We start from the raw sequence: 12,852 nt of genomic DNA, 5'->3' as shown, positions 1-12,852 counted from the left end.
GAACTGATCGCGCACGGTACGGTGCCAGCGCTCGAGCTTACCCTTGCTCGTGGGTTGGTACGGCTGGCAGTGCACGAGCCGGATGCCGAGGTCCGCGCAGATGGTCTGCAGGGTCGCGGCGCGATAGGCCGCGCCGTTGTCGACGACGATCATGCGCGGGATGCCCCGGCGCAGCAGGGCTTGCTTGGGGCCGCTTCAGGAAACGGAAAATAAAGCACGTTTAGAGACGGTTTCAAAATGGCCCCTTGGGGCTGTTAACTTTCGCGGCGAGCTGTTAACCTCAGGCATCGGAACAACCGAGACTGAGGAGATGGGCAAGCCGATCATCGACGACGAATTGTGGATACTGATCGAGCCGTTGCTGCCGCCACCCAAGCCGCGGCGCGAGAAGAACCCAGGCCGCCTGCCTGTTTCGAATCGCGCCGCGCTGACCGGCATCTTGTTCGTGCTCAAGACCGGACTGCGTTGGCGCGACCTGCCTGCCGAGATGGGATGCGGCTCGGGCGTGACATGTTGGCGACGGCTACGCGACTGGCAGGCTGCCGGCGTGTGGGGTCGCTTGCACGAGCTGCTGCTCGCGAAGCTGCGAGCAGCAGACCAGATCGACTTCTCGCGAGCCGCTGTCGATTCATCATCGATTCGCGCCGTTGGGGCGGGCCAAAAACCGGGCCAAACCCTACCGATCGCGCGCGACCCGGTTCCAAGCACCACATCGTCACCGACGCCAACGGCACGCCGCTTGCCGCGATCCTGACCGGAGCGAACGTCAACGACGTCACGCAATTGCTGCCACTGATCGATGCGATCCCGCCGATTCGCGGATTGCGCGGCCACCCGCTGCACAGACCGCGTGTGGTCTACGCCGATCGCGGATACGACTCCGAGCGACATCGAAAAGCGTTGCGCAATCGCGGTATCGAGCCGGTGATCGCCAAGCGCCGCACCGAACACGGCAGCGGCCTTGGCAAATATCGCTGGGTCGTTGAACGCACGCATGCCTGGCTGCATCACTTCCGTCGTCTCCGCATTCGTTTCGAGCGCCGTGCTGACATTCACGGCGCGTTCCTCAAACTCGGTTGCTGCCTGATCTGCTGGAATACCCTCCGGCGCGCCAAGCAGCCTTTATGAAACCGTCTCTTAGCTTGAGCAACCCGGCGGTACGGGGTGGCTAACTGGCGGCGAACGTCTCGTTCAACTACCGGCAGTGTTTGATGTCATCGTTTGCAGGTAGGTCAAGAAGGTCGTTGCGATCAAGACTTGGCTCAGGGCGATGCCTGACTCGATATAGCGGCCTGCAGAATTTGGAAAAAATCGTACGCCAAGCCCAGGGCGAAGTTGCTACGTCGCAGACGGCGTACAAACGGAGCCGGGATTTCCCGCGAGCTACTGGTCTTCGTCTGGAACGAATGGGATGACGCCCTGGCGGAAGGCTTCTTCCTGCAAATTGCGTGGGATGCGGCGCGCATCGACGATAAGACCGTCGATCTCGATGAGCCACACGAGCGGATTTCTGGCGAGTTGACTGGGAAGCGACCAGCGAGGGTCGAGCTGGCCAATCTTCAAAAGGTTGAGGATTGCTCCGGAGCGGGCCGAACCGGTCTGGGTGCTCAACTCGAAGTGCTGGCACAGCGCATCGGCGCGCATGTGGGGCTTCTGGGATTTGTCGAAGAGGAAGTTGATCCGCCCGATCGCGTAGGCCACACCGCATGCCCAGGAGCGCGCAGGTCCGGTCACCAGTGGTGATGGCCGCTTGCGGCACAGGGTGGCAACGAGACGCCGGCAAAGGTCGCGGTATTCATCCGTCAGATGCTGAGCACAAAAGGCATCAGTCAGCGCCGCGATCTCGCGATACCGGTCTTGCATGGCGACCGGCACGCGCTTGCCATCAAAGGGTCGCTCCATGGGATTCACACAGCCTATCTGAGTTAGTTGCCGAGTTCGGCGAGCCCGTGAACATCGCCCTCCCGCTCGATCAGGCGCAGCCACATGTCCAGCTTCTCACTGCTACCGTCAAGCAGCCGGTCAACCAGGGTCCGGTCATTCGCCTTGCCCAGCATGTTATGCAGTCCCAGGTATGCCACGAGAAGGTGGTACATGGTGCAGCGCAAATCATCACGCTCGCCCTGACAGCGACGGGCATGGCGATGCAGATCCGCAATGGCGAGCCCGAGTTTCTCGCCGACATACGAAAGCGGTATACCGTCACGATCCTGTCGCGACGTGTAGGCGGGGCCGTTGGCGTTCAGGGGTAGATCGGCATCATCCGGCATCTGGGGCATCGCGTTTCTCCGTAGCTGTGCTGCCTGATCAGTGAACCGTCGGCGAAGTAACCATGCAGCAATGCTTGTACTTGCGGCCGCTACCGCACGGGCACGGCTCGTTGCGCCCGATCTTCGGTTCTTCACGGCGCATGGGAACGCGCCCCGGAATGCTCGCCAGTGCTCGCCGGTGCGGCTCGAAGTAACGGTAGATGTGGGTCAGTCCGCCGATCATCATCTGCAACAGTTCCTCGCGCTTTTCCGCGGGGATCGGTGGGGGCCGCAACTGCGGGTCGGAATTGTGTTCATGATGCAGCATCATGATCGGGATCATCGGTCCGCCGCGGTCCTCGTCGTGGATCAGTTCGCCCCAGCTCGCAGAACGCATCTGTACGCCGCGCATGAAGCCGTGCGCCCAGTCGTTGGCCGGGGCAACACCATCCTCGCGCTCGAGCAACACGGGCAGGTACACGTTCGGCTCATGCAGCGTCTGTTGCAGTTCCGTGCTGATCGTGTTCCAGTGACGCATGAGCAGTTCGATGATTTCGGCGGCCTGCCCGTCACTTTCAAACGAAAAATCGTCCCCCCAGATCTGCGGCAGATACTCGCTGGGCAACACGATGTCGGGTCCGCAAATCAATGCGACGAAATAGCCATCGAGTGTTTCGATGTTCATCGCGTCGCCGATGGAGTCGAGAAACGCGGCGAGACGGGCGAAATCGTCATCGGCAAGCGGCTGTTGGGACGTCAGGTAATTCACGGGGGGATTTTCTCTGCGTGAGGTCGAAGCGACTGCGTTTTGTCATTATACGCCGTCGAGCTTGCCGGACATGGCGGCAGGATCGATCGCCTCGGCGACAGATCGAGAGGAGCGCCGAACCTGCGGGTCTGCCCCCGGCACCGGCCGCAGCGGCCTGAACTTGCCGGCCTGAAGCTTGCGGTCCTGTTGCCAGACGTAGTCGCCGGTCAGGTTGATGTGCTCCCAGCCCAGTGGCGACAGATACGGCAGCAGCGCGGTGTCGGCCGGTGCGCCCCGCGTGTGCATGGTTTGGACAACCCGCTCGAGGTAGACGGTGTTCCACAGCACGATGGCGGCGGTGACCAGATTCAGTCCGCTGGCGCGATAGCGCTGCGCTTCGAAGCTTCGATCGCGGATCTCCCCGCGAGGCGATAGAAGAACACTGAGCGGGCGAGCGCATTGCGAGCCTCGCCCTTGTTCAGCCCTGAGTGCACGCGGCGGCGCAGTTCGACGTTCTGCAGCCAGTCGAGAATGAACAGCGTGCGCTCAATGCGGCCGATTTCGCGCAGTGCGACGGCGAGGCCGTTTTGTCTTGGATAGCTGCCAAGCTTGCGCAGCATCAGCGACGCCGTGACCGTACCCTGCCGGATTGACGTTGCCAGGCGTAGCACCTCGTCCCAGTTCCGCCGGATGTGTTTCTCGTTGCACGTGTCGCCGATCATTGCGGCGAGCGCCGGATAATCCTTTGGATTGCCAGGCACATACAGCTTCATGTCGCTGATATCGCGGATACGCGGCGCGAACCGGAAACCAAGCAGATGCATCAGCGCAAAGACGTGATCGGTAAAACCGTTGGTGTCGGTGTAATGTTCCTGGATGCGCAGGTCCGATTCATGGTATAGCAGCCCGTCGAGTACATAGGTCGAATCGCGCACGCCGACGTTCACGAGGTTCGGATAGAACGGCGCGTACTGGTCGGAGATGTGCGTATAGAACATGCGGCCAGGCTCGGCGCCGTATTTCGGATTCACGTGCCCCGTGCTCTCGGCCTTGCTGCCCGCACGGAAGCGCTGCCCGTCGGATGACGAGGTGGTGCCATCGCCCCAGTGGGCCGCAAAGGGATGGGTGAACTGCGCGTTGACGAGCTCGGCCAGCGCCTGTGAGTAAGTTTCGTCCCGGATATGCCACGCCTGCAGCCACGACAGTTTCGCGTAGGTGGTACCGGGGCAGGCTTCGGCCATCTTCGTCAGTCCGAGGTTGATCGCGTCGGCCAGGACTGTTGACGGCGACGTAAAAGCGCGGGTAAATGACGACGGAAGGTTGAGCGATTCGCTCAACGAACAAGGGGCCGCGAGGCCCCTTGTTGATCGTGGCGGATGAGGATCAGAACGGGTCGAGCGGATCGCGCTCGGGTACGGGAGCGGGTGCGCGCTGCTGGCGCAATTGCTCGTGTAGCTGAGTACCGTAGAAGTCGCCGATCACGGCGAGCAGATCGTCGAGCAGTTCATACGCTGCGAGCGCCTGCTCAGGCGTCCAGTCGTCGGGCAGCAGGAACGACAGCCCGCGCCGGCGTCCGGAGGGCAGCACGGGTTTCATGACTCCCCCGGACGTGAGGACCTCTTCGTGCCACGTCGCTGTGCTCGTGCTTCGCTGTTTTCCTGAGCTTCCTTGAGGCGGTAGGATTCGCCTTCGATCGAGATCACTTCCGATCGATGCACAAGACGGTCGATCAGCGAGACCACGCACGCTGCGTTCGGGAACACCTCCGACCATTCCTTGAACGGTTTGTTGGTCGTCACGATGGTCGAGCGTTTTTCGTAGCGACGGCTCACGATCTCGAACAGCAGGTCGGCGTGGCGATTCGAGTAGGACAGGTAGCCGACCTCGTCGATCAGCAGGACGTCCGGTGACGTGTAGTAGTGCAGCCGGCGGCGCAACGCAGAATCGCTGTCGAGCGCAGCCAGCTCGCCAAGCATCGCACCGGCCGAGCAGAACATGACCCGGCTGCCGGCGATCAGTGCCTGATGCGCGACGTTCAAGGCGAGCGTCGATTTGCCCACGCCGTTAGGTCCGGTGAACACGACGTTGGTGGCGTTTTCCAGGAAGCCGAGCGACATGAGCTCCTCGACGGCCATTCGGTCGATCCGTTTGGGCCACTCCCAATCGAAGTCGGCGATCGCCTTGAACTTGCCGAGTTTGGAACTACGGATACGTCGCTGCAGCGAGCGATTGGTGCGTTCGGCCTCTTCCCAGCGCACCAGGGATTCGACCCACGGCGCGCCGGCGGCTTCGTTCCAGTGCTCGGCCAGACCATTCAGACGCAATGCCTTGACGCGCGCGTACAGCAGGTCAGCAGGATTCGGGACGGGATTCGGTATCGGTGTCGTCATCGCGGTTTCCAGTGCTCAGTTGGTCGTAGGTGTCGAGTCGGTGTGGCTGGACGGGGCTGTCCTTGTTACGCACGTGCTCGGGCAGGTTGATCTCGACGGGCGGCGGTGCCCCACGCGCAATCCGCCTCCGTTCCAGCACGAGGCGCACCGTGTTCGAATGGGGGGAACCCGTGCGCAGCGCTTCCTCGACGGCGTCCCGGACTTCGGCCGCGCCGTACCGGTCGAGCAGACGCAGCAGCGCGGTGGTGATCGCGCCGATGTTTGCGCCGCGCTCGGCGGCCCGCACGAGCAGCACCTGGCACATCGGCACGGCCTTGGTCAGCCCGTCGACGCCGCGGTGCTCGCGGGCAGCCCGCTTGAACGACTGCAGTGTTTTGATGTGCATCGGGTCTTTAGAGCAAGTTCGCCCGCAGGCGGCACAGCAATAGCGCGGCACGGGCACGGAGTTCAGGGCGCCGCCCGAGCTGCGGTCGGCCTTGCGTTCGTAGAAGCCGTGCGCCCACAGGCAGGCGCGGCCGCAGTGCGGGCAGCGCTCGGGATGGTAGGACCGGGGCGTGGTGACGATGGCGCGAAGATGCTGTTCGAGCGTGAGAAACGAATGTACGATCCGAAGCATAGGCCGGGCTGTTCTGCGTTCGTGGACTGGTGTGGAAACCGTCTCACGATAACAGAGGAGTACCGGCCTATCTCATAGGTGCCGTGTCTCGCGATGTTCGCGGCGATGTTCGTAAAATCGTGCTCGACGTACGCGAGACAAAAACCCCCTGTTCCGCCTCAAATTGATCGAGACGTAACAACCGCGCTGAATCCCGAGCAGTTGCAGGCGTTGGTGACCGGACTGCCCTGGCAGACGCTCACCCACGATCACGCGATCACGGTCGTGTAATACCCCCAAGGCCGTAAGCTGGCTTGCTTCCGTGGCGGGTTAGGTTCTGGCAGACTGGCCGCATGAACCGACCCGCCAACCTCGACGCTCTGAGCCCTGACGAACTGCGCACGCTGGCTGCGCAGTTGATGGCTCAGGTCGGCGAGAAGGATCGGGAACTGCGCTACCGCCAGACGCGCATCGACCAACTCACCCACGAGATCGCCATGCTCAAGCGCCTGCAATTCGGCAAGCGCAGCGAGCAGTTCACCGCCGAGCAGATGAGCCTGCTCGACGAGGCTATCGACGCCGACCTGGCTGCACTCGAAGTCGAGCTGGAGCAGTTGCAGCCAACGCCTGCGGACAAGCAACGGCAGAAACCCAAGCGTGCACCGTTGCCGCCGCACTTGCCGCGCACCGACATCCATCACGAACCCGACGACATCACGTGCTCGTGCGGTTGCCAGCGCGTGCGCATCGGCGAGGACATCAGCGAGAAGCTGGACTATACGCCGGGCGTGTTTACGGTCGATCCAGTTTGGAACACACGTTTTACCCCAAATCTGTGTCCAAAAAAACCGGAGGCGCCGCAACCTCTAAGCTTGCCTTCCTGCTCAGCCTTCACCCAGTTGGAAATCGACTGCGCCGGAACGTCCAGCGTCGCGGCGACCGCCGCAACGCTCTGGCCGGCCTTGACCAGCCGCATCGCTTCCAGCTTGAATTCGAGCGTGTAGCGCGCCCGCGTCGTCTTGCTCATCTTCTTGACTCTCCTTGCTTGAGTTTAAACGCTCAGCAAGGGATTCGTTTTTCGGGGGCAAGCTCACACCTTCTCGCGCCGTCTTCTGGGGGCGCCCAACTGAAGGTAGATCAGCAGAAGCAGGGGGATGGACAGCACGAAATAGAATGGCGAACTAAGGCCGTTCACCAAGCCAATGATCGCTGGGATGATCGCCACCACAAACATGAAAATTCGTTGTGCGAGGTTGGTGCTGCAGTACCACTGTTTCATTGTCGTTTTCCGGTGAGTTGTCCGCGACGAGAGCACTGTTTGCCTGCGCCGTTCAGCTTGCCGGCGGCATCGGCCTTAGCCCAGTTGTGCAACGCCAAGTTTTGAGCCACGCCATCAAAATCAACGCCGCGCGGGCGGCCGAACGTAGGATTTGCCGTCCCGTAATCGCTCAAGCCGCTCGAGCGCCTCGGCAAATAGCGTCAGCGGCGCGCAGCGCAGCTGCTTGTCATGCCAGACGATGAGCGCGGCGACGAGCTCGTCAGTTTGCGGATCCAGTGCCCACTCGCCGCTTGCGTTGCCGTGTTCGAGCGCCGCATTGATACCGCGCTCGGCGGCGACCAGTACTTCGATACACAGCTCGTGACGACGGGCTTCATCCACAAAGCCGTCCAGCGCGACCAGCTGCAGCAAGATCGCCAGACCGTGTGCCGAACCTGCTCGCATGCGCAGCGCCTGGAAGGCTGCGTGATATTGCAATGAGAGCGCTTCGGCCTGCTGTTGCGGCATCGGCAGCAGCAAGGTCTTCGCCAGGCCACCACGGCTGCGGGGCGCGGTCGGTCGCATCGTCGTGGAGAGGTGGCCTTCCCCCCACTTAACCGGGTCGAACTCGGGGGCTCGGGCTCCCGAAAACGCTCACCGGGCGCGCGCGCCCGGATCAAAAAAAACGCCGGACAGAGGTCCGGCGCACGAGGGGAGACATCAAGAGGTAATCACCGAACCACAACTCCACAATCGACCAAGCTCGCTCTCGCTCGCGTGCCTGCTTGACTGTATGACCATGATAGCCGGCGCCAAAGCGTGCTGAGCATCAACAATCGTTAGACGCTTCGGCAGTGCCCAGGGCAATCGCATGAAGCGCCTTACCAGCCAAGGAGTTCGGTGCGGTAAGGGTCACTGATGGCGGCCTTCAAGCGTCGAATCTTGATGCCGGCCTTGGTCGACGTATCGCGCCGCAGCAGGTTCATGGTGATGCGGCGCAGGATGGCGAAGTTCTGCGCCGCGTTGTCGACTCGCACCCGACACTGATCTTCGCCGAACGCGACATCGAGCACCCAGTGCATCGAATTCTCGATACGCCAATGCGAGCGCACGGCATGCGCGATGCGTGCCGCATCAGGCGGCAGGCTGCTCACGTAATAGCGGCGCTCGACCGACACCGTGTCACCGATCTCGCGTGTGGACTCGACCATCGCGATCGAGCGCATACCCGGCCAGAGCGCGACCGGACGCCATTTGCTCAGCAAGTCGCTGACTACGCAGCGACGCGTTTCGATCCGGCCATGATCCTTCTCGACTTCTCGAAACTCGTTGGCGCAGACTGCGCGATCATCAGCAGGCAAGCGCTCGATCGCTTCAAGACTGGAGCGGATCTCCGCCAGCAAGCTTGGCTGATTTTCCTTGACCGCCAGCACGTAGTCGGCACCGTTCTCGACGATCTGTCGAGCGATGGCCTGCTGGCAGCCCATCGCGTCGATCGTGACGATCGCCCCCTTGAGCAGCAACGCGTCGAGCAATTCCGGGATGGCCTTGATCTCATTGCTTTTGTCGGCCGTGCGTACCTGACCGAGCACCGCGCCGAGGCCGCTGCCGAACGCCGAAACCAAGTGAATCGCCCGCTCCCCGTTGCGGTGAGAACCGCGAACAGTCTTGCCGTCGATGGCGACCACTTGCCCGCTCAAGGCGGGCAACAGCGGGCTCATCCAGCGCATGAAACAGGCTTCGAACTGGCGGGCATTGAGTGCCGCGAACACCCGGCCGAAGGTATCGTGCGACGGAATGCCGTGTGGCAGCGGGATATGACGGCGCAGCCACTCCAGCTTCTGCTCCCCAAACCTGAATCGCCACCCAACTATCCGCGCCAGACAGAATGGCGCACAACGCGATCAACAGCATCGCCGTCAAATCGTGAGCGGGCGTCCGGCTGCGTGGGTCTCGCAAATCGCCAAACGCGTCTTCGATGCTCAGGGGCCGTATCTCTTCCATCCGATGCCTACGCAAAAGATGAAAGTAAACGCGTGTTTCGACCGGTTTACAACCCCTTTTGTAAGTCCTTGATTGTTAATGCTACTTCATGCGATTGCCCTTTTCGCGATTGATCGCTTTTCAATTGTTGACGCCGCGTTATCCATATCAAGTGCATACTGCGCCAGCCGTCTGGCCAACCATTCCAGCCACCGCTTTGCACGCCTGTGCGCAGACATCAGCACTCACACCTGCTTCAAAACCGCGCTCTGGTACGTTCTGAATGGAATGTTGTTTGGAGAAAATGAAATATGCCGACCCCAAAAGCCCTAACGTTCGCCGCGATGCTGGCCGCAGCAGCGGCGCTCGCAGGCTGCATCACGCCGCCGGGTTCCGCTGACGTCTATAGCGTCGGCCAAGCACAGCGAGAACAAACCGTGCGAATGGGCACGGTCGAAAGCGTCCGCGCAACGCGAATCCAAGGCGATGACGGCGGCAGCGTACTCGGCTCACTCGGCGGCGGTGCGCTCGGGGCGGTCGCTGGCAGTGCGATCGGCGGCGGCCGTGGTTCAGTGCTGACGGCAATCGCTGGAGGCATCGCCGGTGCAGTTGCCGGCAACGCAGCCGGACAGAGCCTCAGTTCGGCACACGGTGTTGAGGTCACCGTGCGTCTTGACAACGGTGAGCTTCGGTCGATTGCCCAAGCGGCAACGTCCGAAGTGTTCCGCGCGGGCGACCGCGTCCGACTGCTATCGAGTGCAGGCGTTACGCGAGTCATGCACTAGACAGGTGTCGAAATGGAGTACGGTTTAACCTAGCACTGAGAGCGATGCTTTGGGGCATACTGTTTTTCAATGGGCAAATCCATAGGCGGACAGACGCGCAATTACGGCAGGAATTGTCATTCCCTTCATTGAACGTGAGGCCAAAGTGATGGTCCGCAATTTCATTGGATTTACTATCGCACATATTTTTCTTGCTGCAATTTTTATTGCCGCAACAATCAATATCTTAAAATACAAAAACTGGAAGAAATTATATTTTATCGTCAGCTCCGGCGTGACGCTGGTTGGAATCGCAGGGGCGGTGTGGGTTCTCGAATTTCCCCCAGAGAAGCTTGACGAACAAGGCCGCTTAAGCGGGGAAATGCCCATCGAATTCGGAGGGGCTCTAATGATTATTTTCGTCGGCACCCTGGCATCATTGATCGGCTTTATTGCAATAGCATTTCAACGTTGGTGCCTAAATATAATAGAATAGTTAATTCGCGGCGAGCGAATCCGCGCTTTACGTGCAGCCTCTCAAGTCGCCCTCCCTTTGGCAGTTACTTCGATCATGTATTTGGCGGCCGTTGCAAAGAGCCTTCCGATGGATAATTTATTTTCCGGCTGCCGTTCACTTTGCAAACTTAACCAATCGGAACCTGGACAGTGGACAGGCCGATCATCGATGATCAATCAATGAAGTTCTCGTTTCGAATGGCGTTTATTTTGATCGCCACCAGTTTGTCGACCGCTTGCGCCTATCTCGGCAACATCGACCGCAATGGGCTCATCCAGTCCGCTCAGCAAACTCTGCAAGCCGCCACACTTAACGACGCCGATGTGCGCGCTCTTTCCAGCAAAGCATGCGCGCAAAAAGACAGCGAAAGCAAAATTGCTGCCCCAAACAGTGACTATGCTCGCCGCCTCAACCGAGTCGCCACGCTGCTCGGCAATGAGATCAACGGCGTTCCGGTCAATTACAAGGTGTATCTGACAAATGATGTGAACGCTTGGGCGATGGCAGACGGCTGCGTTCGAGTCTACAGCGGCTTGATGGACTTGATGAACGACGATGAACTGCGCGGCATTGTTGGCCATGAAATGGGGCATGTCGCGTTGGGGCATACGAAGAAGGCAATGCAGGTCGCATACGCGGCCTCGGTTGCCCGAGCAATCGCATCTTCAGCGGGTGGTATCGCTCGAACCCTTTCGGAATCAGAGCTCGGCGCGTTGTCAGAAAAGCTGGTCAATGCTCAGTTCTCGCAGGCTCAGGAGCGCGCAGCAGACGACTACTCATTCGATCTGCAGAAGCGGAAGGGACTTGACCCATCCGCGCTCGTCTCGGTGTTCGAAAAGCTTGAACGCCTGAACGGCGGTCAATCGAGCATGCTCAATTCACACCCCTCCTCGTCGGATCGGGTCCGGCACATCCGAGCGCGACTCCAGTCGGCCAAATGAGTGCCGAATATCAAGGATATGGAACGGTGGAATGCTGTGAAAGCCAGATCTAAACGCACGTACGTCGGCGGCCTCTTGTACGCCGTATGGGTAATAGCGCTGAGCGGCTGTACGTCTTTTCCGTCAGCGGATGTGTCGCAGACGAATCAACGCACCGGTGTTGCCGTTCAGGCCGACGCCGTGCCAGTTGGCTACTACCGTGTCAATCGGAACGACTCGTTGATTAGCATTGCTAGGGCGTTTGGCTACAGTCCGGCGGAGCTGGCGAACTGGAATCGGCTTCCGTCCAGCGACGCGCAGCCTGTTGAAGGTGAAGTACTGCGTGTGGCACCGCTTAGCGATTCTACGACGGCGGCCAATGTGAACGTCGACGCAGGTGCGGGTGACGCTCGCGAACATCTGCTCGGATGGCCGTTGCAGAGCGCTACCGTTAGCGAGCCCTTCAAGATGGGCGGTTCGCGCAAGGGTATCGTTTTGCGCGGCAAACCAGGTGATGCCGTGATGGCCGCAGCAGATGGACGTGTCATTTATGCTGGCACCGGGCTCAAGCGGTACGGCTCTTTGATCATCATCAAGCATAATGCAACACTGGTCACCGGCTATGCCCACCTTGGCGCACTCCTGGTGAGAGAGAATCAAAGCGTTCGCAAGGGGCAGGTGGTTGGTCGCGTTGGAACCGGCGATCAGGATGGCGGAACGTTCGAGTTCAACGTGTTCGAGAAGAATCACCCGGTCAATCCCGTCACGTTGCTGGCGAAGGCCGATCGATAATTTCCTCACTAGGAGGCAAAATGAAATCCACGACAGGTCTCACGATCACACTCGTCTGTTGTGTTCCAGTGGTGCTTGTGTTTAGCGCGCTGGTGTCTCAGACGGCGTTAGCCGCTGAATCCGCTGAGACCCTTTACAAGCAGTGTGAAAGCAAGAGCTCGACCGCCGACCAACCGGCGCGAGTCAAGACAGTTGTCGCCTCGGTCATGCGGCCAATTGCTGTATATCGTCCCTCGCTGAATGTGTCTTGACGAGGCTTTGTTCGGAAGGGGGTGGTTGCGCGGCAGCGTGAGGTCGAGTAGAAAGGGCAATTGATCTATGCCTCGTGAACGTTCATTGCCATACAAAGCCAGCCTGAAATCCGGAGCGCCGCGCAAACGCCCGAAACCGACGTATCGGGTCGCGAACGCCCGCGCCTACAATCAGAGCCTGAAGCGGCGAGGCCAGCTCAGCCTCTACTGCCCGGAGGCCGACCTGAAGGCGCTGTTCATCAACACCCAGCCGTATGTGCCGGGTGTGTCCGGGCGTGCCCCAACCTACACGAACGCCTACATCGAGCTGATCTATACGTTTTACCGGTTGTTTCGTTGGGCGATGCGTCAGATCACGGGCTTCATGGAAGAGTACTGGCGGCTG

General features: G+C 60.4%; 13 protein-coding genes and 6 pseudogenes. 7 read left to right on the top strand and 12 right to left on the bottom strand.

Annotated elements, in window-relative coordinates:
- Positions 1–186, bottom strand: a pseudogene (locus CFB82_RS44720) (DDE-type integrase/transposase/recombinase); the annotation flags it as partial.
- A gap of 124 nt (positions 187–310) precedes the next feature.
- On the opposite strand from CFB82_RS44720, the gene CFB82_RS40190 reads away from it, so the two are divergent.
- Positions 311–1,128, top strand: a protein-coding gene (locus CFB82_RS40190) for an IS5 family transposase (protein ID WP_089487778.1) whose coding sequence is annotated in 2 segments (ribosomal slippage) — positions 311–659 and positions 659–1,128 — 819 coding nt in all. Because the reading frame shifts where the segments join, the coding sequence is not laid out codon by codon here.
- A gap of 255 nt (positions 1,129–1,383) precedes the next feature.
- Here the strand turns inward: CFB82_RS40190 and CFB82_RS43615 are convergent.
- The 7 genes and pseudogenes from CFB82_RS43615 to CFB82_RS40155 all read right to left on the bottom strand — a co-directional run bounded on the left by CFB82_RS43615 (position 1,384) and on the right by CFB82_RS40155 (position 6,003).
- Complete coding sequence (locus tag CFB82_RS43615; RefSeq protein WP_179255527.1) at positions 1,384–1,902, bottom strand: DUF6398 domain-containing protein; 519 nt, start codon at positions 1,900–1,902, stop codon at positions 1,384–1,386.
- Positions 1,903–1,925: 23 nt separating this feature from the next.
- Entirely contained in the window at positions 1,926–2,279 is a 354-nt protein-coding gene (locus CFB82_RS40180; protein WP_089487777.1) for a hypothetical protein, read from the bottom strand.
- Between the two features lie 28 nt (positions 2,280–2,307).
- Complete coding sequence (locus CFB82_RS40175; RefSeq protein WP_089487776.1) at positions 2,308–3,018, bottom strand: UPF0149 family protein; 711 nt, start codon at positions 3,016–3,018, stop codon at positions 2,308–2,310.
- A gap of 45 nt (positions 3,019–3,063) precedes the next feature.
- Positions 3,064–4,280 (bottom strand): annotated as a pseudogene (locus tag CFB82_RS40170) (Tn3 family transposase); the annotation flags it as partial.
- 100 nt (positions 4,281–4,380) lie between these two features.
- Positions 4,381–4,593, bottom strand: coding sequence for a hypothetical protein (locus tag CFB82_RS40165; RefSeq protein ID WP_089487775.1), 213 nt, complete (start codon positions 4,591–4,593; stop codon positions 4,381–4,383).
- Positions 4,590–5,387 carry an IS21-like element helper ATPase IstB gene (gene istB / locus CFB82_RS40160; RefSeq protein WP_089487774.1) on the bottom strand — a complete coding sequence of 266 codons (798 nt, stop codon included), beginning with the start codon at positions 5,385–5,387 and terminating at the stop codon, positions 4,590–4,592. Before istB ends, CFB82_RS40165 begins: the two co-directional genes overlap by 4 nt.
- The gene (locus CFB82_RS40155; protein ID WP_256990761.1) at positions 5,347–6,003 is read right to left on the bottom strand and encodes a hypothetical protein; all 657 of its coding nucleotides are present in this window, start codon (positions 6,001–6,003) and stop codon (positions 5,347–5,349) included. Before CFB82_RS40155 ends, istB begins: the two co-directional genes overlap by 41 nt.
- Before the next feature lie 332 nt (positions 6,004–6,335).
- Between CFB82_RS40155 and CFB82_RS40150 the strand changes: the two are divergent.
- Positions 6,336–6,848, top strand: a pseudogene (locus CFB82_RS40150) (IS66 family transposase); the annotation flags it as partial.
- On the opposite strand, the pseudogene CFB82_RS40145 reads toward CFB82_RS40150, so the two are convergent.
- The 4 genes and pseudogenes from CFB82_RS40145 to CFB82_RS40130 form a co-directional block, all read right to left on the bottom strand.
- Positions 6,839–7,009: pseudogene (locus CFB82_RS40145) on the bottom strand (transposase); the annotation flags it as partial. The pseudogenes CFB82_RS40150 and CFB82_RS40145 overlap by 10 nt on opposite strands.
- 63 nt (positions 7,010–7,072) lie before the next feature.
- Positions 7,073–7,261, bottom strand: a complete 189-nt coding sequence (locus tag CFB82_RS40140; protein ID WP_089487773.1) for a hypothetical protein — start codon at positions 7,259–7,261, stop codon at positions 7,073–7,075.
- A gap of 120 nt (positions 7,262–7,381) precedes the next feature.
- The gene (locus CFB82_RS40135) at positions 7,382–7,780 is read right to left on the bottom strand and encodes a hypothetical protein (RefSeq protein WP_256990760.1); all 399 of its coding nucleotides are present in this window, start codon (positions 7,778–7,780) and stop codon (positions 7,382–7,384) included.
- Between the two features lie 341 nt (positions 7,781–8,121).
- Positions 8,122–9,244, bottom strand: a pseudogene (locus tag CFB82_RS40130) (ISAs1 family transposase).
- A 290-nt stretch (positions 9,245–9,534) separates the two neighbouring features.
- Here CFB82_RS40130 and CFB82_RS40125 point away from each other — a divergent pair.
- From CFB82_RS40125 to CFB82_RS40105, 5 genes and pseudogenes are all read left to right on the top strand, one after another.
- Complete coding sequence (locus CFB82_RS40125; protein WP_089487771.1) at positions 9,535–10,008, top strand: glycine zipper 2TM domain-containing protein; 474 nt, start codon at positions 9,535–9,537, stop codon at positions 10,006–10,008.
- 148 nt (positions 10,009–10,156) lie between these two features.
- Positions 10,157–10,483: a hypothetical protein gene (locus tag CFB82_RS40120; protein ID WP_089487770.1), complete on the top strand. Its 327-nt coding sequence runs from the start codon at positions 10,157–10,159 to the stop codon at positions 10,481–10,483.
- Between the two features lie 200 nt (positions 10,484–10,683).
- Positions 10,684–11,445: a M48 family metallopeptidase gene (locus CFB82_RS40115; protein ID WP_089487769.1), complete on the top strand. Its 762-nt coding sequence runs from the start codon at positions 10,684–10,686 to the stop codon at positions 11,443–11,445.
- The gene (locus tag CFB82_RS40110; RefSeq protein ID WP_143751057.1) at positions 11,446–12,216 is read left to right on the top strand and encodes a peptidoglycan DD-metalloendopeptidase family protein; all 771 of its coding nucleotides are present in this window, start codon (positions 11,446–11,448) and stop codon (positions 12,214–12,216) included. It abuts the gene before it with no gap.
- Positions 12,217–12,534: 318 nt separating this feature from the next.
- Positions 12,535–12,852, top strand: a pseudogene (locus CFB82_RS40105) (hypothetical protein); the annotation flags it as partial.

Source organism: Burkholderia sp. HI2714 (assembly GCF_002223085.1).
GTDB lineage: Bacteria > Pseudomonadota > Gammaproteobacteria > Burkholderiales > Burkholderiaceae > Burkholderia > Burkholderia lata_D.
The sequence above is the reverse complement of the archived record's forward strand: the minus strand, read 5'-3'. Positions and strand labels throughout refer to the sequence as shown.